Consider the following 23,209-nt stretch of genomic DNA (forward strand, 5'->3'; position numbering starts at 1 on the left):
GAATCAAGCAATTCGTGTGGGAGCTTATGGGCGGCTGTGTCGTCGATTAAGGAGGTGATCCAGCCGCAGGTTCCCCTACGGCTACCTTGTTACGACTTCACCCCAGTCATGAATCACACCGTGGTAACCGTCCTCCCGAAGGTTAGACTAGCTACTTCTGGTGCAACCCACTCCCATGGTGTGACGGGCGGTGTGTACAAGGCCCGGGAACGTATTCACCGCGACGTTCTGATTCGCGATTACTAGCGATTCCGACTTCACGCAGTCGAGTTGCAGACTGCGATCCGGACTACGATCGGTTTTGTGAGATTAGCTCCACCTCGCGGCTTGGCAACCCTCTGTACCGACCATTGTAGCACGTGTGTAGCCCAGGCCGTAAGGGCCATGATGACTTGACGTCATCCCCACCTTCCTCCGGTTTGTCACCGGCAGTCTCCTTAGAGTGCCCACCTTAACGTGCTGGTAACTAAGGACAAGGGTTGCGCTCGTTACGGGACTTAACCCAACATCTCACGACACGAGCTGACGACAGCCATGCAGCACCTGTCTCAGTGTTCCCGAAGGCACCAATCCATCTCTGGAAAGTTCACTGGATGTCAAGGCCTGGTAAGGTTCTTCGCGTTGCTTCGAATTAAACCACATGCTCCACCGCTTGTGCGGGCCCCCGTCAATTCATTTGAGTTTTAACCTTGCGGCCGTACTCCCCAGGCGGTCAACTTAATGCGTTAGCTGCGCCACTAAGATCTCAAGGATCCCAACGGCTAGTTGACATCGTTTACGGCGTGGACTACCAGGGTATCTAATCCTGTTTGCTCCCCACGCTTTCGCACCTCAGTGTCAGTATCAGTCCAGGTGGTCGCCTTCGCCACTGATGTTCCTTCCTATATCTACGCATTTCACCGCTACACAGGAAATTCCACCACCCTCTACCGTACTCTAGCTTGCCAGTTTTGGATGCAGTTCCCAGGTTGAGCCCGGGGATTTCACATCCAACTTAACAAACCACCTACGCGCGCTTTACGCCCAGTAATTCCGATTAACGCTTGCACCCTCTGTATTACCGCGGCTGCTGGCACAGAGTTAGCCGGTGCTTATTCTGTCGGTAACGTCAAAACCGTCACGTATTAGGCAACGACCCTTCCTCCCAACTTAAAGTGCTTTACAATCCGAAGACCTTCTTCACACACGCGGCATGGCTGGATCAGGCTTTCGCCCATTGTCCAATATTCCCCACTGCTGCCTCCCGTAGGAGTCTGGACCGTGTCTCAGTTCCAGTGTGACTGATCATCCTCTCAGACCAGTTACGGATCGTCGCCTTGGTGAGCCATTACCTCACCAACTAGCTAATCCGACCTAGGCTCATCTATTAGCGCAAGGCCCGAAGGTCCCCTGCTTTCTCCCGTAGGACGTATGCGGTATTAGCGTTCCTTTCGAAACGTTGTCCCCCACTAATAGGCAGATTCCTAGGCATTACTCACCCGTCCGCCGCTGAATCAGGGAGCAAGCTCCCTTCATCCGCTCGACTTGCATGTGTTAGGCCTGCCGCCAGCGTTCAATCTGAGCCATGATCAAACTCTTCAGTTCAATACTGCTTGGGTTTTGAGAAAACCCTAAACTTGGCTCAGCAATCGCAATGCTTCCCGAAGGAAGCCACTCATTCGAATTCTCGTCTGAGTATTTGTGATGCTGATAATCATTGTGACAATCAGTCCAACTCACAAGCACCCACACGAATTGCTTGATTCATTTGTTAAAGAGCGGTTGGTTGAGCCGTTCGCTTCAACCGAGGCGCGCATTCTACGCTAACCTCACATCGTGTCAAGCGTTTATTTCGGAAGTTTTCAGAATTTCTCGTTCAACTTCAAACACTTGACCGCTTCACTTACCTCTCGAAGCGGGAGGCGAATTCTACAGCACTACAACCTGCTGCCAACCACCTTTTTCACCGCATCCGATCCGCAGACCGAAGCCACTTCCTGCTTGCCTGGACCGCTAACTCGTTGATTCTCAAGGAGTTTGCCGTTCCGTTGTCGCTGGAAGTGGGGCGCATTATAAGGGGTTTCGAAAGGCCGTCAACACTTATTTTTACGCTGCGTTGAAAACCGTCATTGATCACCCTGTTCTCAGCAGTGATCATGGCAGGCCGTCCACCCTATGGTTCGATAATGTCCACGTCTACTTCCTTGCGCGACCTGTTGTTCCCAATCGGCCTGCTGCTGATTGCCATGGCGTCCATTCAGTCTGGCGCTTCCTTGGCCAAGTCCCTGTTTCCGGTCATTGGCGCGCCAGGCACTACCGCCGTTCGCCTGATCTTTGCCGCGCTCATCCTGCTGGCGGTCTTGCGTCCATGGCAGACCAGGATCACGCTGCGCAACCTTCGGCATGTACTTGTCTACGGCATCTCCCTGGGCCTGATGAACTTCCTCTTCTATATGTCATTGCGCACCGTCCCGCTGGGAATCGCAGTGGCACTGGAGTTCACCGGCCCGCTGGCAGTGGCGGTGTTTTCCTCCAGACGCAGGGTGGATTTCTGCTGGGTCGGCCTGGCGATCGCCGGCATGGTGTTGCTGGTGCCTGGCGTGCATTCAGCAGGTGGCATAGATGTTACCGGGGCGCTGTATGCACTCGGCGCCGGCGTCTGCTGGGCTCTTTATATTCTTTTTGGCCAGAAGGCAGGCGAAGCACACGGTATACAGACCGCCGCGCTGGGTGTTGCCATCGCAGCGATCTGCATTGCCCCCTTCGGTATCTACAGCGCCGGAAACGAGCTCCTGAATCTCGGCATCCTGCCGGCCGCCGTGGGAGTGGCCATACTGTCCACCGCCCTGCCCTACAGCCTGGAGATGGTGGCACTCACCCGCATGCCGGCACGCACGTTCGGTATCCTCATGAGCCTGGAGCCAGCCATAGGCGCGCTCAGCGGCTTGCTTTTCCTTGGCGAGAAGCTGGCACTCAACCAGTGGATGGCCATCGCTGCGATCATCACGGCATCCGTGGGTGCCACGCTCACTTTACCCCGGCAACCCGCGGCAACGGCAGCCGCGGATTGAAGTCGTCTACACGGCTTCCGTGCGGTGATGCAGCCAGGCCAGCACTTCTCCGTCAACCAAGGGAGACAGGCGTGCCCTGACCTCGGCGTGATAAGCATTCAGCCAGGCTCGTTCTTCCTGAGTCAGCCGCTGGAGCAGCAGGCAGCGCGTGTCTATGGGGCATAAGGTGAGGGTTTCGAACTTCAGGAAACTGCCGAACTCCCCCTCCCCCGCTGCCCTGGTGGCAACCAGGTTCTCGATTCGTACGCCCCAGCGACCTGGACGGTAAGTACCAGGCTCGATGGAGGTGATCATGCCTTCGCGCATGGCCGTATGCGGTGCGGGCGCTGCCTGGTAGGCAATAACCTGGGGACCTTCGTGTACGTTGAGGAAATAGCCCACCCCATGGCCAGTGCCGTGACCGTAGTCAATGTTGTCCGCCCACAAGGGCGCCCGGGCGATAGCATCCAGCAATGGCGAAAGGATGCCTGAGGGGAAGCGCGCCCGTGAAAGCGCAATCATGCCCTGCAGCACCCGCGTACAGTCAGCTTTTTGCTCTTCACTGAGCTTACCCACCGCAACCATGCGGGTAATGTCAGTGGTACCACCCCGGTATTGTCCGCCAGAGTCGATCAAGAGCAAGCCATCGCCCTCGATCACGGCGTGAGCCTTGGCGGTTGCCCGATAGTGAGGCAGCGCGCCGTTGGCCGCGAAAGCGGCGATGGTAGCGAAACTGGGGCAAACGAAATCGGGTTGCCGAGCGCGAGCCTCGAGCAGACGCTCGTCGACAGTCACTTCGGTCACCGGCTCCCGGCCCAGCGCCGAGTCAAGCCAGGCGAAGAACTCACACAAGGCTGCGCCATCTCGCTCCATTGCGCGACGCACATGGCCAAGTTCGGCTTCCCCCTTGCAAGCCTTGAAGAGCGTAGTGGGATTCACCTGCTCGATGAAGCGCACCGACGCTGGAACGCTGGCCACCACACCAGCGGTCACCCGTGCCGGGTCCAGTAGCAAACGCGTCGTCGGCGGCAGCCTGGCAAGGTCCGACAGCACCTCTTCGTAAGGGCGGACTTGCACGCCCTGAGCCTGCAGTTGCTCCTGCAATGAAGCAGGTACCTTGTTTTCCCCTATCCACAGCACCACTTGCTCGGCAGTCACCAGGGCGTAGGAAAGAAACACCGGGTTGTAATTAACGTCGCTGCCGCGCAGGTTGAATAGCCAGGCGATATCGTCCACCGTGGCAATGAAGTGGGCATCAGCCTCGGCCTCGGCCATGGCCTGGCGCACCCGGCCCAGCTTTTCAGCCACTGACTCGGTAGCGAAAGGAGGCTCGTGAGCCACCACCGGCTCTCCGGGCAGGCCTGGACGGTCACTCCACAAGGTGGCGATCCAGTCTCGCTCCCCACGCAGGGCGATGCCTCGGGCAGCCAGTTTCTGTTTGAGGGTGCGCTCGCTCTGCAACGCCAGGACCCGAGCATCCACCGCCACGGCGCCGCCTTCGCGCACCTGTGCGGCCAGCCAGTCCAGCGGCCCGGGCGCGCCGGGCTGAAGCTTCATCAGCACGATGCCCGTACCATTGAGTTCTTTTTCCGCCTGCTCCCAATAGCGACTGTCGGCCCACAAGCCGGCGAACGTCGGAGTGATCACCAGCGTTCCTACCGAGCCGTTGAAGCCGGAAAGCCAACGGCGGACTTGCCAATGGCGAGGCAGGTACTCCGACAGATGAGGATCCGCCGAAGGAACCAGTAGCGCGTCCAGGTGCTCGCGCTCCAGCAGGGCACGAACAGCCTCGACGCGAGCGGGCACGGTGGTCGTAGAAACGGAAGAAGGCGTCATTGCAGCTCCACTGGACACTCAAAGAATCATGATGCGGCAGCCCGCGTACTCGGGCAAGCCGGGAACGAGATCGCGCTGAACTAACAGGCAAAGGCTTCTTCATACAAAAAGAGGCCCGCTCACGGCAGGCGACCGAAGCTTGATCTCAACCAGGTGGCAGGGGGTACAGCATGGCGAGCGCAAGCAGGGAGAAATACGGCCAAAAGCAGAAGAACCAGGCTGCGGCTATCAAAGCCCGACATGAAGGCATAGACATACCGGGCACAGAGAGAAAAGCTCAGGCCAGGCACAAACTCGCCCTGTTGACCGAGGACAGACAGTCGCTGACCCCAGCCCTGGGCAAAACCTTCTGAGGCCGCGGAAATGAGCACACCCCCTCCCTTCGATTGTGTGCAACTTCACGCCTCGGAGCGCGCCACCTCGGAGCATGAGCGCCAGGTCCATGAGAAACTCGGCATCATACTCTGCGAGCTCCTTGGCATAACCCCTTCACAGGTGTTGCCCACGCATGCCATGGCTGGCCGGCATTCCTATTACCTCCCAGCACGCACGCTGACCGGGCCGATGGCCGAAGACCTCGGCATCGCATCGGAAACCGACTTCTTCGGTGGCTGGGTCAGTAACCCCTTCATCGCTACGAAGGCCATCTCGCACCCGCTTTTCCCAGGTAGCCAGGCACCGGCGCCCTGGGCCCACGGGTTCGCCGACACAGCAGGCGCCGCCCTGCTCCCCGGCTGGACGGTATTCAGCAAAGCCGACGCGCGTCGAGCTGCGGAGCAGTTCCTGGTAACCAGGCCGGTGCGGCTCAAACCGGTAAGGGCCACTGGCGGGCGGGGACAACAAGTCATAGATAGCCGCGGCGCGCTGGAAATAGCGCTGGCGGCCATGGCTGACGATGAATTGGCCGAATGGGGGCTGGTTCTGGAAGAGAACCTTGAACAGGTAGAAACCTACAGTGTGGGTCAGGTGCGGGTCGGAGGGTTGGTAGCCAGCTACGTGGGCACTCAACGCTTGACCCAGGACAATGGCGGCGCCTGGGTCTATGGCGGGTCGGACCTCAACGTTCACAAGGGGGATTATGAGGCGCTCCTCTGCCTCCAGTTGCAGCCATTACAGAAACAGGCCGTGCGCTGTGCACGCATCTATGAGGGCGCTGTGCTACAGCACTATCCGGGTTTCATGGCGTCTCGTCGGAACTACGATATCGCCACCGGGCTTGCCCATGACGGCGAGCGGCTTACCGGCGTGCTCGAACAGTCCTGGCGTGTGGGTGGTGCCAGCAGCGCCGAATTGCTAGCCCTGAGGGCATTTCACCGTGACCCTGAGTTGCGTCAAGTACACGCCAGCACCTACGAGGTATTCGGCGGCACCTGTTGCCCGGCGGATGCCGAGCTGTTCTTCCAGGGCGATGACCCCGAGGTGGGCCGCCTTCTTAAATACGCACGGATAAAGACCCATGGCGATAGTCAGTGAACCCATCGAATTGCCAGTGCAAGGCCAGACCATTGCCGGCACCCTTCTCAGCCCCAGCCCGAAACTGCCAGGCGTGCTGTTCGTCCATGGCTGGGGCGGCAGCCAGCAACGCGACCTTGGGCGCGCGGAGAGCATCACAGGGCTGGGTTGCGTCTGCCTCACCTTCGACCTGCGCGGTCACGCCAGGACAGAGGATCAACGCCAGACGGTCAACCGTGAGCAAAGCCTGACCGATGTGCTGACTGCCTATGACCGGCTGGTCAGCCATCCCGATGTGGACCCCGAGTCCATCGCGGTGGTCGGTAGCAGCTATGGGGGATACCTGGCGGCACTGCTTACCGCGCAACGTCGAGTGCGCTGGCTGGCACTGCGGGTGCCGGCGCTGTACTGGGACAAGGACTGGGAGCTGCCCAAGGCGGCGTTGAATCGGGAGGGCCTGGCACACTACCGCCGCACCCTTCATAGCCCAGCGGACAACCGCGCCCTGGCCGCCTGCGGGGAATTTGCGGGCGATGTGCTCTTGGTCGAGTCTCAACACGATGACTATGTGCCCCATGAAACCGTGATGAGCTACCGGTCGGCGTTTGTTGGCGCTCACTCGCTGACCCATCGGATCATCGACGGTGCTGACCATGGCCTGACCCAGGAGGCCTGGCAAAAGGCATACAGCACCCTCCTGGGTGGCTGGGTCAGCGAAATGATCGTGGGTTCACGCCTGGAAAACTACCCGCACCACTCAGCGGTCTATTCCTGACCTCAATGCCGTTCGCCCGCCCTGGTGCCTTCCACCCAAGGGCGGTGCGGTGCCGGCCGGTGACGGCCAGCAGTCAAGGCCCGCCAGCCAGCGGGGCATGAGGGATATCCTTGGCCCTGGCGCGCGTACGATCAGAGGCTGGCCTGAACCTTCTCGGCTACCGGTGCGGGTAGCCAGGCGCGAAGCCATTCAGGATGCTCGCGCAATAGCCCCAATGCCACTTCCCGTGGCTCCAGACGCTTTTCGCTCATACGTGCGAGGGCCTGGTTGAGCGGTTCGATGGGCAGTTCGACCTTCGCAAAGAAGCCGACGACATCGGCATGTTCACGGGCGAACGCGCTGGACACTCCAATGGAAAGCTTCGAGGCCAGAGAGCGGGTCGGCCTAGGAGCGGGATTATCAGGATCGGTCAGTGTCTTCCAGGCCTCGGCGTCGAAAGGTGGCTCCTGAAGCTGAATGAAATCATAACGGCCCAGCAAGGGCGTCGGGCTCCAGTAGTAGAAAAGCACCGGCTCACCCCGCTTCACTGCCGAAGTGATCTCCGCGTCAAGAGCTGCACTCGATCCCGCCCGAAAATTGCTGAAACTGTCAACCAGACCGTAGGCCTTGAGCTTCTGTCCATTGACCACTTCGGACGTCCAGCCGATAGGGCTGTTGAGGAAGCGCCCCTTGCCCGGGCTTTCCGGATCGCGGAAAACATCCTTGTAACGCGACAGGTCAGCGACGCTTTTCAGGCCCGGCGCCTTGGCTTCGATGCCACGCTTAGGGTCGCCGTTGATCACATAGGCAGGCACCCACCAGCCCTCGGTCGCCCCCTTTACGATGTCGCCCAGCCCTTGCACCTGGCCAGCGGCTTCGGCCTTGTTCCACACTGGACTGCGACCGGCCCATTCTTCGCCAATGACCTGGATATCATTGCGAGCGAGCGCGGCTTCAAGCGTCACCGTCGTGCCCGGTGCGGTTTCGGTGGACAGACCGTAGCCTTTTTCCACCACGTACCTAAGCAGTTCGGTGATCAAGCTGCCGCTTTCCCAATTGAGGTCAGCGAAGCGCACCGGTTCGGCGGCGCTGGCCAGAGCATTGAGGCCCAGGGCCGCCCAAAGGCCAAGCCACCACGAACATCGTTTAGTCATTCAGCACCTCGTCGCTTCAGCGGATCGGAGCCTGAAGCCTAGTCGAAGCGCCGCCAATCGGCGCTACTGTTCGCTGGCCTTGAACTGCAGTTCGCCAGCACGCCATTTGGCCGCCTTGGCGACCGCAGCCTTCAATGGCCGCGTCAACCCGCCCACCAGTTGCTCGTTGGCCGCGAAAACCAGCATCACACTTTGCCCCTGGCGAAAGACAACGCCACTGCCAGAGGGAGTATCCACGAAGGCATACTCGCCCAGGCCGTAGATGGTGAACTTCAGGTCACGAAACTTGATTTCGAATTTTCCACCTTCGCGACTGGGCAATACCGCGGCGCGGAAATGGTCACCTACCTTTAACTGCAACCCAGGCTTGTCATCTACCACCAAGGCTACTTCGGTGTCGATTTCCGCCATGTACAGACTGTCGGCGGATTGTTCGGCGATATACACGAAACGTGATTGAAACAACTTGACTAACTTAGCTCGCAAGTCGCCCAGTACAAAGAGCGCATGCATATCCAGATTGCTGACGGCCAACGAAAGATCCTCAACCAGATGAAAGAACCGGTCGCCCCGCTCCCGGCAGGGCCTATTGCCTGAAGCACAGGGAGCGGGACAAGCGCTGGTCTGAATGAAATGATCCGGCATACGGAGCGCAACCACGAGCGGATTGCCTCTGAAAAACATTACAGCCGGTAACGTCGATTCTCATCCAAAAGGCCCGGCGAAGAAAAGCCCTTTTGGAAAATCTGGACAAATCACAGCCCCCGCGCGAACTCCCTTCCGGGATATGGGTTCCAATCCAGCGACACCACAATGATCACCAAGCTTTTAATGGGAGCCTGAAATGGAAGATGTGCATCACGACCTGGAAAGCCTGTTCGCTCAACTGGGCCTTGGCACAAGCGCCGAGGAAATCGACCGGTTCATCGACGAGCATCAACTGCCAGGCGATGTGAAAGTGTCCGAAGCGCCCTTCTGGAGCCAGGCCCAGGCCAGCTTCCTGAAGGAGGCCATCATGGCGGACGGCGAGGAAGCGCCCTGGGTCGATGAACTCAATACCCGTTTGCACCATGATGCCAACCAGCAAGCCAGTTGACGCCGAGGGCTGCCTCCAAGGGGATGCTCCCTGGACAACAGCGTGACCGCGACCGGCCCGGGGCGGCTTCGCATCGTCGAGCCGCCCCAGGCCAGGCGACTTCAGGCCTGACGCTGGTGGCGATCGATCTGCTCGTGCCGCTCTTGGGCCTCGATGCAGTATTTGGTCGTGGGGCTGATCAGCAGGCGCTTCAAGCCAATGGGCTCGCCGCTGTCTTCGCACCAGCCGAAAGTGTCTTCGGCGATACGCCCCAGGGCCTGCTCCAATTGGGGCAGCAAACGCTGATCGCGCTCGATCGCGTTGACCAGCCAGTGGCGCTCTTCTTCCACGGAAGCGGCATCAGCCGGGTCGGCCGGGGAGTCCAGGCTTTCAATGGCTGACCGGCTTTCGTCGATGCGCGCCTGGGTTTCGACCTTCATGGCCTGGAGCAGCTTGGTGAAGTAAGCGTGCTGTTCGGCATTCATGTAGTCATCGGCCGGCATGGCCAGCAACTTTTCCTTCGTCATTGATATCTCGATAAACCTGATGAGACGGATCGGGCCGGCCGCGTGGTTACGCTAGGCGGCGGGTGAAGTCAAATGAGGGGCGGCAGTCTACGGGCGCGACGGGGAAGCAGCAATAGGAAGGCTCAATTCGAAGCCAGACGGCCGACGTATGCCCTGGCGTCAAGCCATTACCGAGCATGCCGCCTCCTCACAGGCATCCCTGAGCGCCTGGATCCCGCCTGGCCTCGCCAGCTACTCGCAGACGTTGTCGAACTCGCGCCAAGGTCACGCCTATACCCCGACAACACCCCCACTGATAACGTCCCTGCTAACCTTGTCCCTCATTGACCATGCCATTAGGCTGCCCAGCCAAGAGCTACCAGCGCGGGGGACACGATGCCGATCAGCGACCAGACGATTCGTTTGCGTGAAGGGGAAGAACTTGACGCCCAGGCGGTAGACGCCTGCCTGAAGGCGCACCTGCCAAGCCTCAGCGGCAGCCTTGCCATCGAGCAGTTCCCGGGCGGGGCCTCCAACCTGACCTACCTGCTGGCCTATCCGGATCGAGAACTGGTGCTTCGCCGCCCACCCTTCGGGCATAAGGCGCGCTCGGCCCATGACATGGCTCGCGAGTATCGCATCCTGGACAAACTCAGCCGGCACTTCCCCTATTGCCCACGCCCCGTGCTGCTGTGTACCGACGAAAGCATCATCGGCGCCCAATTCTATGTCATGGAGCGTTTGCGAGGCGTGATCCTGCGCAAGGATATCCCCGCCGCGCTTGACCTGGGGCCGGCGCAAACACGCGAGCTCTGCCTCAGCTTCGTGGACCGGCTTGTAGAGCTTCACCAGGTGGACTACCGGGCCTGCGGCCTCGAGGACCTGGGCCGCCCCGGGGGCTACGTGCGCCGACAGGTCGAGGGCTGGAGCGAGCGCTACGCCAACGCCCTTACCCCTGATGTACCGACATGGGAACGCGTCATCGCCTGGCTGCGTGAAAAGCTGCCTGAAGACAGCGGCCGGGCCAGCCTCATCCACAACGACTATCGGCTTGACAACGTCATTCTGGACCCGGCGGCGCCTACCCGGATCAGTGGCGTGCTGGACTGGGAGCTGGCTACCCTTGGCGACCCGCTGATGGACCTGGGCAACTGCCTGGCGTACTGGGTCGAAGCCACGGACCCCGCCCCTGTACAACTGACCCGGCGCCAGCCGAGCAACGCGCCAGGCATGTTGACCCGGGCCGAGATGGTGGCCTACTACGCAGAGCGTTCGGGCATCGCAGTCGCCAACTTCGATTTCTACTATGTACAAGGCCTGTTCCGCCTGGCCGGGATCGTCCAGCAGATCTACTACCGCTTCTACCACGGGCAGACTCGCGATCCACGCTTCGCCCAATTCGCCGCCATGAACGCGCTGCTCGAGCAGATGAGTCTACGCGTCCTGGATCGCTCTACCCTTTGACAGGAGGTTACATGCCCACTGATCTGTTCGACCTGACCGATAAAATCGCCTTCGTTTCGGGAGCCAGCCGTGGAATCGGCGAAGCCATTGCACGCTTGCTCGCCCAGCAAGGCGCCCACGTGATCGTCTCCAGCCGCAAGCTCGAAGGCTGCCAGGCCGTGGCCGACAGCATCCTCGCCAATGGCGGGCAAGCCACCGCCATGGCCTGCCATATCGGCGAGCCTGAACAGATCCAGGCCACCTTCGCGGGGCTGCGCGAGCGATTCGGCCGCCTCGACATTCTGGTGAACAACGCCGCCACCAACCCCCAGTTCGGCCATGTGCTAGACACGGACTCAGCCGCGTTCCAGAAGACCGTGGACGTCAACATACGCGGCTACTTCTTCATGTCCGTCGAAGCCGGCAGGCTCATGCGCGAACAAGGCGGCGGCAGCATTATCAACGTAGCATCCATCAATGGGGTATCCCCCGGTGCCCTTCAAGGGGTGTACTCCATGACCAAGGCCGCGGTAATCAGCATGACCAAGGTCTTCGCCAAGGAATGCGCGGCCTTAGGCATCCGCTGCAATGCGTTGCTACCGGGCTTGACCGATACCAGGTTCGCTTCGGCTTTGGTCAGCAACGAGAAAATCCTTGCCCAGGCCTTGCGCCACATCCCTCTGGGCCGGGTCGCCGAACCAAGCGAGATGGCCGGGGCCGTGCTCTACCTGGCCAGCGCGGCCTCGAGCTATACCACTGGAACAGCGCTGAACGTCGATGGCGGCTATCTTGCCTGAAGAAGGCTTTGGCTCACCGCTGGTTCAGGCGTAACGGCGAACGAGCAGCCAAGGGCGAGGCCAGTTAGAATGCGCCTCTCTTTCCAGCCTCGCTCGTGTGCCATGCCCTTCGATCTCAGCGTTGCCCCCACCACCCTGGCCATTCTTGCCGCGGTCGCATTCCTGGCCGGTTTCATCGACGCCATCGCTGGCGGGGGCGGCTTGCTCACTACCCCGGCCTTGCTCACCGCAGGCTTGCCGCCGCATCTGGTGCTAGGCACCAACAAGCTCAGCTCCACCTTCGGCTCGGCCACGGCCAGCTTCACCTATTACCGGCGCAAGCTCTTCAATCCGAGCCAATGGCGCCACGCCCTGGTATGTACCGGGGTCGGCTCGCTCATCGGCGCGGTGGTGGCGCACTACCTGCCCGCCGAGTGGCTCAACAAGATGCTGCCGGTGATCGTGTTCGCCTGTGGCCTCTACCTACTGTTCGGCGGCACGCCCAAGGCGCCGCTGGATAGCAACGCGCCGATCCCTCGTCGCTGGCAGGCCCCTCAGGGGCTTACCCTGGGCTTCTACGATGGCGTGGCCGGGCCAGGCACGGGGGCGTTCTGGACCGTCAGCAGCCTGCTGCTCTACCCCATCGACCTGGTCAAGGCCAGCGGCGTAGCGCGCAGCATGAACTTCGTCAGCAACATCGCCGCGCTGGCCGTCTTCATTTTTTCCGGCCAGGTGGACTGGATCATCGGCCTGACGATGGGCAGCAGCCTGATGGTGGGCGCTTTCCTTGGCGCGCGCACCGCTATCAACGGCGGCGCGGGCTTTATCCGTCCAGTCTTCATTTGCGTCGTCCTGGCCCTGACGGTCCGCCTAGCCTGGCAGCACTGGTTCGGGCAGGCCTAGGCGCTGAGCGACATAAAGATCGATCAGGTAGCGAGCGATGGAGCGCGGCGCGGGCAGCGGCGGCAACGCATGGATCGAGAACCAGCGAGCGTCTTCGATCTCGTCGGCCTGTGGAACGATCTCGCCGCTGGCGTACTCAGCATGAAAGCCCAGCATCATGGAATGGGGAAACGGCCAGCATTGGCTACCCCTGTACTGGATGTTGCGCACTTCCAGGCTAACTTCCTCACGGACTTCCCGGACCACGCACTCTTCAGCGGACTCGCCCGGCTCGGCAAAACCGGCCAGGGTGCTATACATGCCGCTGACGAAGCGTGGCGAGCGCGCCAGCAATACCTCGTCACCGCGGGTGATAAGCACAATCATGCTCGGCGAAATCCGCGGGTAGTTGCGCAGGTCACAGCGGTCGCAGTGCATCGCCCGCTCACCTGGCACCTGCACCATGGCTTTACCACAGCTACCACAGAATCGGTGCTCCCGCGCCCAGGTGCCGACCTGCGCGGCGTAGGCCAGCATCCGGTAATGCTCGAAGTCGGCCTGCAGCATGAACTGGCGCAGCCCCTGCCATTGACAGTTTTCAAGGGTCACCGGCCCTTCTAGCTCGATCAGGTAGACCGGCTGTCCGTCAAGCCGACCAATGCCATGTTCGAACAGGATCGGCAAGCCCAGGCCTTTGAGCCAATCCCGGGCGAAGAGCACGCCCTGGCTGTCGTACATGAAGCCTTGCGGGCTGCGGGCGATCGCCCAGCCCCCGGTTGTCGCGGTATCCAGTACGGCGGCGATCCACTGGTGAGGCATTTCTCGATCCCTGCTTGGCAAGGCCGCGTTAGTCTTCGAAACGCGGCGTCTGTTTGCTCATGGCGGCCGCGAGAGCGATGCGCAGGTCCGGCGCCTGCAGCATGGCCGCGTTCCAGGTAGCAATGTATTCCAGGCCGTCGGCCACCGAATGGTCACGCATATAGCCGAGCATGCGCTTGGTGCCGCTGACCGCCAGCGGGGATTTGTCGGCGATCTGGGTAGCCAGTTCGAACACACCCTCCAGCAGTGCCTCCGGACTGTCGAATACCCGGTTTACCAAGCCCACGCGCAGCGCTTCGGTCGCATCCACTTCCCGCCCCGTGTAAGCCAGCTCACGAAGCAAGCCATCGCCGATCAGCCGAGGCAGTCTTTGAAGGGTGCCCACGTCGGCGGCCATGCCCATGTCTACTTCCTTGATGGAAAACCTGGCATCGGCACTGCAATAGCGCATATCGCAGGTGGCGATCAAGTCCACCGCGCCTCCGATGCAGTAGCCCTGCACCGCCACCAGCACCGGCTTGGCGCAGCGTTCGATACAGCTCAGCGCCTCCTGCAGAGCCAGTATCTTGCGGCGCAGCAAGCGCGCGTTTCGACCCACGTCCGGTCCGAGCTCGCTGGCTACCTGAGCGAGCATCGCCAGATCGATACCGGCGCTGAAGTGGGCGCCGGCGCCGCTGAGCACGATCGCGCGCACACTCTCGTCAGCATCCAGCTCTGTGAAGAGGGCCTGAACTTCGAGCCAGAAGGCCGCGTTCATGGCGTTGCGCTTTTCCGGCCGGTTGATCTGCACATGGGCCACGCTGCCCCGCCGCTCCATGAGAAACGCGCTGTATGAACTCATCGCCTGCTCTCTGTCGTTATGAACCAGGACTATAGCAACCGGCGCTGGTGCGGTCATAGCGCGTCACTGGAAAGCAGGTATCGCTCGATGGCGAAAGCGACGCCATCCTCGGCATTGCTGACGGTGACCACATCAGCTGCCGCCCTGACCTCGGCGCTGGCCTGGCCCATGGCTATGGCCAGGCCAGCCACCGCGAACATCGCCATGTCGTTATGGCTGTCGCCCAGTGCGGCGGTCTGACTCAATGGCACATCGAGATGTCGGGCCAGCCGGGTCAAAGCCTTGCCCTTGTCAGCTTCGATGGAGGTGATATCCAGGTAATACGGTTGGGATCGCGCGGCATGGGCCTGATCGACGAGCCGAGGCTGCAACTCGGCCTCCAGGCGGGCGAGCAAGGCATGATCGTCAGTGGTAGCGACTATCTTGTCCACCCGGTCAAGATAGGGGTCGAAGTCGACCACCAAGGTACCGTCGAAACCCAAGGCATGTCGCTCGGTCGGCACGTGGGCCGCCGAGAAGTCCTTGAGTAGCCATTGCTCGTCAGCGAACACCCAGATATCGACCGTGTGCCTGGCCAGGAAGGTCAATGCCGCCCGGGCTGCCGTCGGGGCCAGGGGATAGGCCTCCAGCAGGCGACCATCCGGATATACCAGCCGCCCGCCGTTGAAGCCCGCGATAGGCGCGCTGATGCCGAGCAGGCGCGCTTGCTCCAGCATGGCACGGGGCGGCCGGCTACTGGCGAGGCTGAAACGGACGCCCGCAGCCTGCAGCCGCTGGACCGCCTCGATGACTGGCCCCGCCAACTGGTGGTCTGGCCGCAGCAAGGTGCCGTCCATGTCGCTCAAGGCAAACCTGATAGGCGCGCTCATCCCAGGGTATGCCAGGCGCGACCATCACGCGTCAGCAGTTCATCGGCCTCGGTCGGCCCGTCGCTCCCGGCCGAGTATTGGGCCAGCGACGCCCGCTGCTCTTTCCAGGCATCGAGGAAAGGTTGCACCGCGCGCCAGCCGTTCTCGATATTGTCGGCGCGCTGGAACAGGGTCTGGTCGCCGATGAAGCAGTCGTAGAGCAGCGTCTCGTAGCCGGTGGAGGGCTGCATCTGGAAGAAATCCTTATAGGCGAAGCCAAGCTTCACATTATCGATGACCAAGGCAGGCCCGGGGCGCTTGGCCTGCAGATCGAACCACATGCCTTCGTCCGGCTGGATCTGGATGTTGAGGAAATTGGGCTTGATGTCGTCCACGCTGGTGTCACGGAACTGGGCATAGGGCGCCGGCTTGAAGCAAATGGCGATCTGGGTGTCACGCACCGTCAGCCGCTTGCCGGTACGCAGGTAGAACGGCACGCCCATCCAGCGCCAATTGTCGATCATCACCTTAAGGGCCACGTAGGTTTCCGTTTCACTGTCCGGGTCCACCCGGTCCTCTTCCCGATAGCCCTTGGTGCCCTCGGAACTCGCCACGTATTGGGCACGCACCGAGTTGGCCAGCGCCTCTTCGGGTGTCCAGGGCCGGATTGCGCCGACCACCTTGGCCTTCTCGCTACGCACAGCGTCGGCGCCGAAGGCCGCGGGCGGTTCCATGGCGACCATGGCCAGCAGTTGGAAGAGATGATTGGGAACCATGTCGCGCAACGCGCCTATCTGGTCATAGAAATTGCCACGGGTTTCCACGCCCACGGCTTCGGCGGCCGTGATCTGCACATGGTCGATGTAATGGTTGTTCCAGAAGGCTTCGAAGATCCCATTGGAGAACCGGTTGACCAGAATGTTCTGGACCGTCTCCTTGCCCAGGTAATGGTCGATGCGGTAGATCTGCCGCTCGCTCATCAATTCCAGGAGCTGATGATTCAAGGCTTCGGCGCTGGCCAGGTCGGAGCCGAACGGTTTTTCCACGACCACTCGACGGAACCCGTTGGCATGCTCGGTCAGCAAGCCGGCACGATTGAGCCGCAAGGCCACTTCAGTAAAGAAACGAGGCGACGTGGCTAGGTAGAACACCGCATTACCGGTGCCATTGGCCTGCAGTGTGCGGGCGATGGCCTGGTAAGTATCGTCGCTGGTGAAATCCCCGGTCACATAGCTGATTCGTTCAGCGAGGGGGCCCCATACCGCGGGGTCGATCACGCTGGCTTCGTCCAGAACCTGGTCCGGCTGCTTGGCGCGGGCCTGGTCGAGGATGAAAGCCCTGAGGCGCTGGGCGAACTCGGCATCGCCCACCTCATTATGGTCGACGCCCACGATATGCAGGTTCGGGTCTAACAAGCCGTCACGGGCCAGGTTGTACACCGCCGGCATCAGCAGTCGCTTGACGAGATCGCCATGGGCGCCGAACAGAAAGAGGGTTGCCGGCGGAGCCGGCTCGGCCTTGGTCTTGCCTCGCTTCATGCAGCTGTCTCCAGTCATGGGCAGGCGCTGCGCGGCCGGATGGCGCGGGCAACGTCATTACACCATGGCCCCGGCGCGCCGCCAGGGCCATGGTGGCAGGGCTTACTTCTTCACTTCCACGTGACCACCGAAGCCGAAGCGCATGGCCGACAGCATTTTGTCGCCGTAGGTGGCCTCCTGACGCGAGCGGAATCGGGCGAACAGCGAGCTGGCCAACACCGGCACCGGAACCGCCTGCTCAACTGCGGCGTCGATGGTCCAGCGGCCTTCACCACTGTCTGAAACCGAACCGGAATAACCGGCCAGGTCAGGGTCGGCGACGAGGGCGTCAGCGGTCAGGTCCAGCAGCCAGGAGGAGACCACGCTGCCACGACGCCACACCTCGGCGATATCCGCCAGGTTCAGATCGTACCGCTGATCCTCTGGCAACTGAGTAGAGTTCTTGGTCTTGAGAATGTCGAAACCTTCCGCGAAAGCTTGCATCATTCCGTATTCGATACCGTTGTGGATCATCTTCACGAAATGGCCCGCGCCAGCCGGACCAGCGTGGATATAGCCCCTCTCGGCGCGGCTGTACTCGGCTTCGCGCCCCTTGGTGCGAGGGATCTCTCCCACACCTGGCGCCAGGGTTTCGAATAAAGGCTCCAGGCGCTCGAAGATGGACGTCTCTGCGCCGATCATCATGCAGTATCCGCGGTCCAGACCCCAGACACCTCCGGAAGTACCTACGTCCACGTAATGTAGTTGCTTGTCCAGCAATGCCTTGGCGCGACGGGCGTCGTCCTTGTAGAACGTGTTACCGCCATCGATGATCACATCATCCGGCTCGAGCAAGGCGGCGAGCTCGTTGATGGTATCTTCAGTGGGCGCTCCGGCAGGTAGCATGACCCATACCGCCCGTGGGCGATCGAGTGAGGCGACGAGGTCGGCCAGGCTTGCGGCGCCCTTTGCGCCTTCCGGCGCCAGCGCCTGCACTGCCTGCTCGTTACGGTCATATACCACCGTGTCATGGCCGTTGCGCATGAGGCGTCTAGAAATATTCCCACCCATGCGACCCAGTCCCACGATTCCCAATTGCATGCCGGTAACTCCAAAAAATGTAAGAAAAGCCGTTACAGCTTATAGCAGGCCGCCGCTGAAGGTTAGTCCGAAGCGCAATGGGAAGGTTTCCGGCACCACGCTAAAAGTTCCCGACCAGCGGCAAGGTGGCTCAAAGCCACGTGCGACGGGGGTTTGGCGCCATTTACCTGCCGACATCGGCGACAACCTCAAATAAAAAAGTTCCCAAATCGATTTAAAGAATTCAGAATCGGAGCCGATCAAGGAAGTAACCCGGCGGGGAACAGCCCTTACGGTACATCCTTAACGTAGTGATCCACCATCTCGAGGTGCGCCATGGGCAACGTAGTCGTCGCAAAACAACCGCAAACGCTGTATGTCACCATCCGCCGTGACGAACTGCACGACATCAAGGCAGAGCGCGACCAGCTCAAGCGCAAGGTTGCCCAACTGTCAGCCATGCTGAGCCAGGCTACCCACGGCGCCCTGGACTTCGCACCGGTTGCTCGCCTCGCCTGATCGGCCCACTGAACACTTGAAAAGCCAGGCATGCCCCTCATGCCTGGCTTTTTTGCGTCTAGGGCTGGTTCAGGAACAGCGCCCGCGCGCTCTGCAAGTCGATCCGGCTGCGATAGACCTTCACCACCTCGGCATTGTCGGCCGCCTGAGCCATTTGCTGGCTCAAGCCTACGAATCGTTGGCTCACCGTCTTTAAATGCGCGGCCAGGTAGTCCTGATCCCCGACGCCTGCGTTGGCGTAATGGAAGTGGGCATACCATAGGGGGGTGCCGCCAGGCTCTTCCACTACATACTCCTGCACCAGGTCCTTGCGTTTGCCCTGCCCCTTGAGCGCCACGCGCCCACCAAGACGACGGATATGCGCCTCGCCCTCCTCGACCAGATAGCGAACACGCGCGACCGTGGGCAGTGCCATCTTGGTCAGGCGAACTCGCAGCGCGCGCGCTTCCCGCTTGATGCTAGCGGCCATGGTTCTGAGCGAGCGCACCTTGCCTTCAGCGCTCTGAACCCCCTCCACGGCCACGTCCGTCTCATTCATTTGCGTGAGGCTGCGCTCGATCTTTTCCGCGAGGGCGTTCAGGTCATGGGCCGTACCCAAGAGCAGTTCCTCAAGCTCGATGGGAATATGAGTGGCTTGTGCCAAGCGCGGCGCCTGGGCCAGTTGGCGAGCGGCATCGGCCAAGCGGCGGTCAGCCTCCTGGGCAAGCCGGTTGATGTCGCCATGTTCAGTTTTGCGCGGCGGCGCCGGGACCGCGCGCTCAACCCAATCGCCCCCTGCTTCGTCTGGCTCGAACCTGGCAACCACCCTGTCGTCCAGAGGGGAAATGACCTCAGCGATCTCCGTGCCAGGGTGCCCCGGCTTTTTACGCACCCGCGCAACCAGGGGGCCCCGATTACGGGTTCGAATCACTCTTTGCCTCGGATCTTTGATAGGCGCGACCTTCACGACTTCCGGGGCCTGGGCTTGAGCGTCCACCAACAATCGGCCAAGCCAGTTTTCGGCTGCTATTCGTTGCTCACTGATGATCTCCCGCAGGCGGTCCATACCCGGCGTAACATATTCAGGGCGCAGGGAGTGCTTGAGCACCTGTACCATTTCCTCACCGCCCTGATAGGCATTGACCACTCCATCGAGCAGTTCCTTTGCGGCCACCACCCCGAGATCAGGGTCCAGAATCATTTGCTTATGGGTATTGAGCGCCAATACCAAGGGCTTCATGGCCTGATGGAAAAGCTGAAGGTTTGCCTCGTCCTCCACCATGGGGGCGTCAAGCACGCTCAGCTGGGTATACAAGCGCAAGGCCTGATATTCGATCAATGGACGATAGCTCGCGAATTTCGGCTTCAAGCGGTCCAGCCAGCGCGCGCCATGGATGGGGACTTCTTCCAATCGACGCACGTGATCCTCCAGGCGGCTGCGCCAGGACACACCTGCTTCCACTGTATGCACATAGTCACGAAGGAACTCGAACCAGATGGTTCTTTGCTCCAGGCTCATGGGTAACCCGTCCCGCAGGATTTCGGAAAACGCTGGATGCTCGGCGAGAAAGAACTTGAGCGCTTGGCGGTTGAGGCTCAGGTAGTAGCCACAGGTGTTGATCTCGGCGGCAAGCGCCATGGACAGTCGTTCGTGATAGTCCGCCAGGGCGACCTTGGCATGTATGGCCTCATAACCCTGGCAGGCTTGTTGTAAATCGGCGTAGGCATGCTCTACACGCTCCAGTTCCGCCAAATGCCGAGCTTTGGCTTCGGCTGCGTTGCCTGCGTCGAGGTCGGCTTTTATTTGTGCTTCGACCGGCCCTCCAACCTGCTGGAGCTTTCGATATACGCGTTCGATCTCCGTCAGGTGCTGGCTGGCTTCGGCCCGCAGCCGCTGGTTCTCCTCACGCTGCTTATCGATGCGTCTCTTCGGCCCACCGCCGCGTAGACGCAAGCGAAGATCCACCTGCCACTGGCCGCCGCTTACCGGGCGCAGCCAGGGGCCTGAGCGTTCAGCCCCTGTCGGGTCGACCACCCGGATGTCGCCATTGATCACGTGCACGCGGAACCAGTGGTCGCCCACCGGCGCCAGCCACTGCCCTTCCACCAAATACAGCCCTTGGTGCACACCCTCGGTCGCCGCCACGGGCGGCGACACAGGCGCGGCTACCGCCAGCCCGTTCAATTGTTCCCGCATGGCGGGCGTCAGCTCAGCCTCTGGTGTCGACCAGCGCAAGTCCGATAGTGGCAAGGCGCTAATTTGGTGCCACGAAGTGCCCTTCGGCAATTCGGAACCTTCGAGCGCAGCGCTCTTGCCTACGGTCAAATGAAAACCTTCGCTGACCAAGGCCAGCATCAGGTCTAGCAACACCTGCCCGCTATCGATTTCATCCGGAGGCTGCGGAGCCCGCGCCTGCGCATCGTTGTAATGTGCGTCGATCTCGTAACTCAACTGGATCAGCCAGGCCGCGGTGGCGCCCACGCCACTGAACAGCGGCAACAATTGGTTGAATGCTAGCCAGCTGACTTGCTGCGCCGACATCCAGAAGCTCTCCCAATTGGAAACGGTCTGGCGATCAGCGGTGCGGGTGATGACTTCTACCACGCTGTCATAGAAAGCATCCAGCGGTGCGCTGCCGATCGGCAACTCAGCCAGCTGCGCCGGGCGCGGTGCAGGCAGCGGCGCGAATTCGTCGCCAATCCCGAAGCGCGCCCAACGCGGGGCTTCCAGGCCGCCATGGGTGTAGCGGTCCCTGGCGGTATCGCTCAGCCCATTGAGCACTGCCTGCCGCAAGGGCGGTTCGGAAAGGATGCAATCGTGTAATACCCTGCGGCTGGAAAATTGCCGCAAGGGCTCCAGACCCAGCGGCGAATAGAGCACCAGGACATCGCTGACGGGCAGGTCGGAAAGAATGAAGACGCCGGCGATCGGATCGGGTGGCAGATCAGCCTCCGCCCGCAAGGCCAACTGAGTAACCGCCGCAGTTCCCGCCGGCTCGCTCCGGCTGAATATGCGTCGCACCAGGTCTACGCCTCGCTCGTCGAAGTCGTTTTGCCTGCGCAAGTGGAGTTCAAGGGCTAGCAGCGGCAATTGGGCAGCCGCCAGCGTGCGGTAAGTTTGACGACGCTTGTCAGCGTCGCCGCCCCCCGCCAGATGTTCCCTGAGAAAGGACAGGTAGGTGGCGCCCACGTTGCTCTGGACGACCAGGGCTGTGGCTGCGTCTTCGTCCAGCCAACCGGGCAGCCCCTTGCCCGGTCGGGAGCCAACACTCATCCATCCGCGGGGACGACCGCCGACATTGACCAGGCTGAAGTCCACCAAGCTGATCCGTTGCTCAGTGAAGGTGATGGTGGCCCCGCCACCTGCGATGGAAAGGAGCGCTTCGTCGTCCCGACGGTGGATATGAATGACCACATCCTCAGGGTTGGTCAGGGGGGCCTCGGGATGCAGGCGAGCCGTTTCCGCGATCAAGCGCTTGCTAGCGAATTGACTGGCGGTGGGGATGTCTCCGAGCAACGGGGCATCGCGGCGACTGGCCTGGGCCTGGATGAGCGCCTTTAGCCCATCGGCGTAGCACAGGCGCTGGGCCTCATTAGCCTGGCGAAGCCAGTCTGGTAGATGCCGACGCATGGCTTCGCTGCGCCACACCTGGTTAGCGTGGTCCAATAGCGTAGCCGCCGGCATTTCATTCATCCGCGACTCGAACAGCGCTGGCTCGGCATGTTGCTGGCGCAGGGTGACGGCCAGCGCCCGCAAGTGGCTGAGATGCCGATCGAGAATGCCATAAGCCCAGCGGTGGAATAGGTCATGAGCGTTTGTCACTGGCTCGCGTTCGGCACTTCCCAAAGGCCGGACAAGGTGCGCTTCGAGGTCAGCCAGACTGTCGAAACGAGAAAACCCGTCAAAAGGCGAATACAGCAGCCAACCGCTGTCCGGCCGCCCGACGCTGATCGCCAAGCGCGGGACAGGAGAGGCATCTTCAAGCAATACCCTAGCGGTCGCCTGTCGACCCATACCAGGAACGGAAGTCTCTGACGCAGCGAGCGCTAAAGCGCTAGCAACCCACTCTGCTTCTCGCAGGCTTATCAGACCTTGGGTCAGGGCGGCTTGGCGCGCTCGCGTGATCTGTTGTCGCAAGTACTGGGCCAGCCAAGCCCAGAAACTCGTTCCGTCTTCCTGGGGCTCTGACCAATAGCGGGTCAAGCGCTCACACCAGGCATCGATCAGGCCCGCGCCAGCCAGATCGATTTCGCTCGCCAGGGCAGACTGGTCAACCTGTGCCCGCTGCGGATATTCGCTGCCGGGATGAAGCGTCAGGAAGCTGAACTCTTCGGCAAGATCAACGGGTTTATCCGTCAGATACCGCTGGTAAACGGCATAGGCCAGCGGGCGCAGTGCATATCCGGTGAAACCGAACTGCTGATCGACCCGGCGCCAAATGCCGGTCGCCAGGCTGGCAGTGGATAACGCAGGCAAGCGAATGGCCGCCAGCGGGCCATGCAAGAACTCAAGGGCGACGCTGGCGATACGCGGCCGCTTCGCCAGACGCTGGCTTACCTGGCCTGGCGAAACTTGTTGCTGCGATGACGTATGGGAGAGAGTCAAGATGAAGGCTCCTGTGCAAAGAAGTCTTCATCTTTGCCCTGCGATACGAGCCAGGGGCGGTAACCCTGTACTACGCCCGGGTTGGCCTAGTGG

General features: G+C 61.2%; 18 protein-coding genes and 1 rRNA gene. 8 read left to right on the plus strand and 11 right to left on the minus strand.

Annotated features, from left to right (window positions below; genetic code table 11):
• Positions 1–47: 47 nt before the first annotated feature.
• Positions 48–1,584, minus strand: a 16S ribosomal RNA gene (locus tag BN1188_RS06190).
• Positions 1,585–2,165: 581 nt separating this feature from the next.
• On the opposite strand from BN1188_RS06190, the gene rhtA reads away from it, so the two are divergent.
• Positions 2,166–3,050, plus strand: a complete 885-nt coding sequence (gene rhtA / locus BN1188_RS06195; protein WP_040260581.1) for a threonine/homoserine exporter RhtA — start codon at positions 2,166–2,168, stop codon at positions 3,048–3,050.
• Between the two features lie 6 nt (positions 3,051–3,056).
• On the opposite strand, the gene BN1188_RS06200 is transcribed toward rhtA, so the two are convergent.
• Complete coding sequence (locus BN1188_RS06200) at positions 3,057–4,865, minus strand: aminopeptidase P family protein (RefSeq protein WP_040260582.1); 1,809 nt, start codon at positions 4,863–4,865, stop codon at positions 3,057–3,059.
• A gap of 363 nt (positions 4,866–5,228) precedes the next feature.
• Here BN1188_RS06200 and BN1188_RS06210 point away from each other — a divergent pair, with 363 nt between their 5' ends.
• Positions 5,229–6,338: a DUF3182 family protein gene (locus tag BN1188_RS06210; protein WP_040260584.1), complete on the plus strand. Its 1,110-nt coding sequence runs from the start codon at positions 5,229–5,231 to the stop codon at positions 6,336–6,338.
• Positions 6,322–7,092 (plus strand): alpha/beta hydrolase family protein, encoded by a 771-nt coding sequence (locus BN1188_RS06215; RefSeq protein WP_040260585.1) that lies wholly within the window; start codon positions 6,322–6,324, stop codon positions 7,090–7,092. The genes BN1188_RS06210 and BN1188_RS06215 overlap by 17 nt, the downstream gene beginning before the upstream one ends.
• 131 nt (positions 7,093–7,223) lie before the next feature.
• Here BN1188_RS06215 and BN1188_RS06220 read toward each other — a convergent pair whose 3' ends face one another.
• Both BN1188_RS06220 and BN1188_RS06225 read right to left on the minus strand, forming a co-directional pair.
• Positions 7,224–8,225 (minus strand): ABC transporter substrate-binding protein, encoded by a 1,002-nt coding sequence (locus tag BN1188_RS06220; RefSeq protein ID WP_052469177.1) that lies wholly within the window; start codon positions 8,223–8,225, stop codon positions 7,224–7,226.
• Positions 8,226–8,288: 63 nt separating this feature from the next.
• Positions 8,289–8,759, minus strand: coding sequence for a hypothetical protein (locus BN1188_RS06225; protein WP_040260586.1), 471 nt, complete (start codon positions 8,757–8,759; stop codon positions 8,289–8,291).
• Positions 8,760–9,069: 310 nt separating this feature from the next.
• Between BN1188_RS06225 and BN1188_RS06230 the strand changes: the two genes are divergently transcribed.
• Entirely contained in the window at positions 9,070–9,321 is a 252-nt protein-coding gene (locus tag BN1188_RS06230) for a DUF2789 family protein (protein WP_040260587.1), read from the plus strand.
• Positions 9,322–9,422: 101 nt separating this feature from the next.
• On the opposite strand, the gene BN1188_RS06235 is transcribed toward BN1188_RS06230, so the two are convergent.
• Entirely contained in the window at positions 9,423–9,827 is a 405-nt protein-coding gene (locus BN1188_RS06235; RefSeq protein ID WP_040260588.1) for a TraR/DksA family transcriptional regulator, read from the minus strand.
• Between the two features lie 375 nt (positions 9,828–10,202).
• Here BN1188_RS06235 and BN1188_RS06240 point away from each other — a divergent pair, with 375 nt between their 5' ends.
• The 3 genes from BN1188_RS06240 to BN1188_RS06250 all read left to right on the plus strand — a co-directional run bounded on the left by BN1188_RS06240 (position 10,203) and on the right by BN1188_RS06250 (position 12,928).
• Positions 10,203–11,270, plus strand: a complete 1,068-nt coding sequence (locus BN1188_RS06240) for a phosphotransferase family protein (protein WP_040260589.1) — start codon at positions 10,203–10,205, stop codon at positions 11,268–11,270.
• Positions 11,271–11,281: 11 nt separating this feature from the next.
• Positions 11,282–12,046 carry an SDR family oxidoreductase gene (locus BN1188_RS06245; protein ID WP_040260590.1) on the plus strand — a complete coding sequence of 255 codons (765 nt, stop codon included), beginning with the start codon at positions 11,282–11,284 and terminating at the stop codon, positions 12,044–12,046.
• Between the two features lie 102 nt (positions 12,047–12,148).
• The gene (locus tag BN1188_RS06250) at positions 12,149–12,928 is read left to right on the plus strand and encodes a TSUP family transporter (RefSeq protein ID WP_040260591.1); all 780 of its coding nucleotides are present in this window, start codon (positions 12,149–12,151) and stop codon (positions 12,926–12,928) included.
• Here BN1188_RS06250 and nudC read toward each other — a convergent pair.
• The 5 genes from nudC to gnd all read right to left on the minus strand — a co-directional run bounded on the left by nudC (position 12,896) and on the right by gnd (position 18,033).
• A complete protein-coding gene (gene nudC / locus BN1188_RS06255) occupies positions 12,896–13,726 on the minus strand; it encodes an NAD(+) diphosphatase (RefSeq protein ID WP_040260592.1) in 831 nt (276 codons plus the stop codon). The two genes, BN1188_RS06250 and nudC, sit on opposite strands and share 33 nt — an antisense overlap.
• 28 nt (positions 13,727–13,754) lie before the next feature.
• Complete coding sequence (locus tag BN1188_RS06260; RefSeq protein ID WP_040260593.1) at positions 13,755–14,567, minus strand: crotonase/enoyl-CoA hydratase family protein; 813 nt, start codon at positions 14,565–14,567, stop codon at positions 13,755–13,757.
• A 53-nt stretch (positions 14,568–14,620) separates the two neighbouring features.
• Positions 14,621–15,436 (minus strand): Cof-type HAD-IIB family hydrolase, encoded by an 816-nt coding sequence (locus BN1188_RS06265; RefSeq protein WP_040260594.1) that lies wholly within the window; start codon positions 15,434–15,436, stop codon positions 14,621–14,623.
• Positions 15,433–16,953, minus strand: coding sequence for a glucose-6-phosphate dehydrogenase (zwf, locus tag BN1188_RS06270; RefSeq protein ID WP_088776194.1), 1,521 nt, complete (start codon positions 16,951–16,953; stop codon positions 15,433–15,435). Before zwf ends, BN1188_RS06265 begins: the two co-directional genes overlap by 4 nt.
• A gap of 102 nt (positions 16,954–17,055) precedes the next feature.
• Positions 17,056–18,033, minus strand: coding sequence for a phosphogluconate dehydrogenase (NAD(+)-dependent, decarboxylating) (gnd, locus tag BN1188_RS06275; RefSeq protein ID WP_040260596.1), 978 nt, complete (start codon positions 18,031–18,033; stop codon positions 17,056–17,058).
• 315 nt (positions 18,034–18,348) lie between these two features.
• Here gnd and BN1188_RS06280 point away from each other — a divergent pair, with 315 nt between their 5' ends.
• Positions 18,349–18,531, plus strand: a complete 183-nt coding sequence (locus BN1188_RS06280; RefSeq protein WP_040260597.1) for a DUF6026 family protein — start codon at positions 18,349–18,351, stop codon at positions 18,529–18,531.
• A 58-nt stretch (positions 18,532–18,589) separates the two neighbouring features.
• Here the strand turns inward: BN1188_RS06280 and BN1188_RS06285 are convergent, their stop codons facing one another.
• Complete coding sequence (locus BN1188_RS06285; protein ID WP_040260598.1) at positions 18,590–23,116, minus strand: hypothetical protein; 4,527 nt, start codon at positions 23,114–23,116, stop codon at positions 18,590–18,592.
• Positions 23,117–23,209: the final 93 nt, after the last annotated feature.

Source organism: Pseudomonas massiliensis (assembly GCF_000826105.1).
GTDB lineage: Bacteria > Pseudomonadota > Gammaproteobacteria > Pseudomonadales > Pseudomonadaceae > Aquipseudomonas > Aquipseudomonas massiliensis.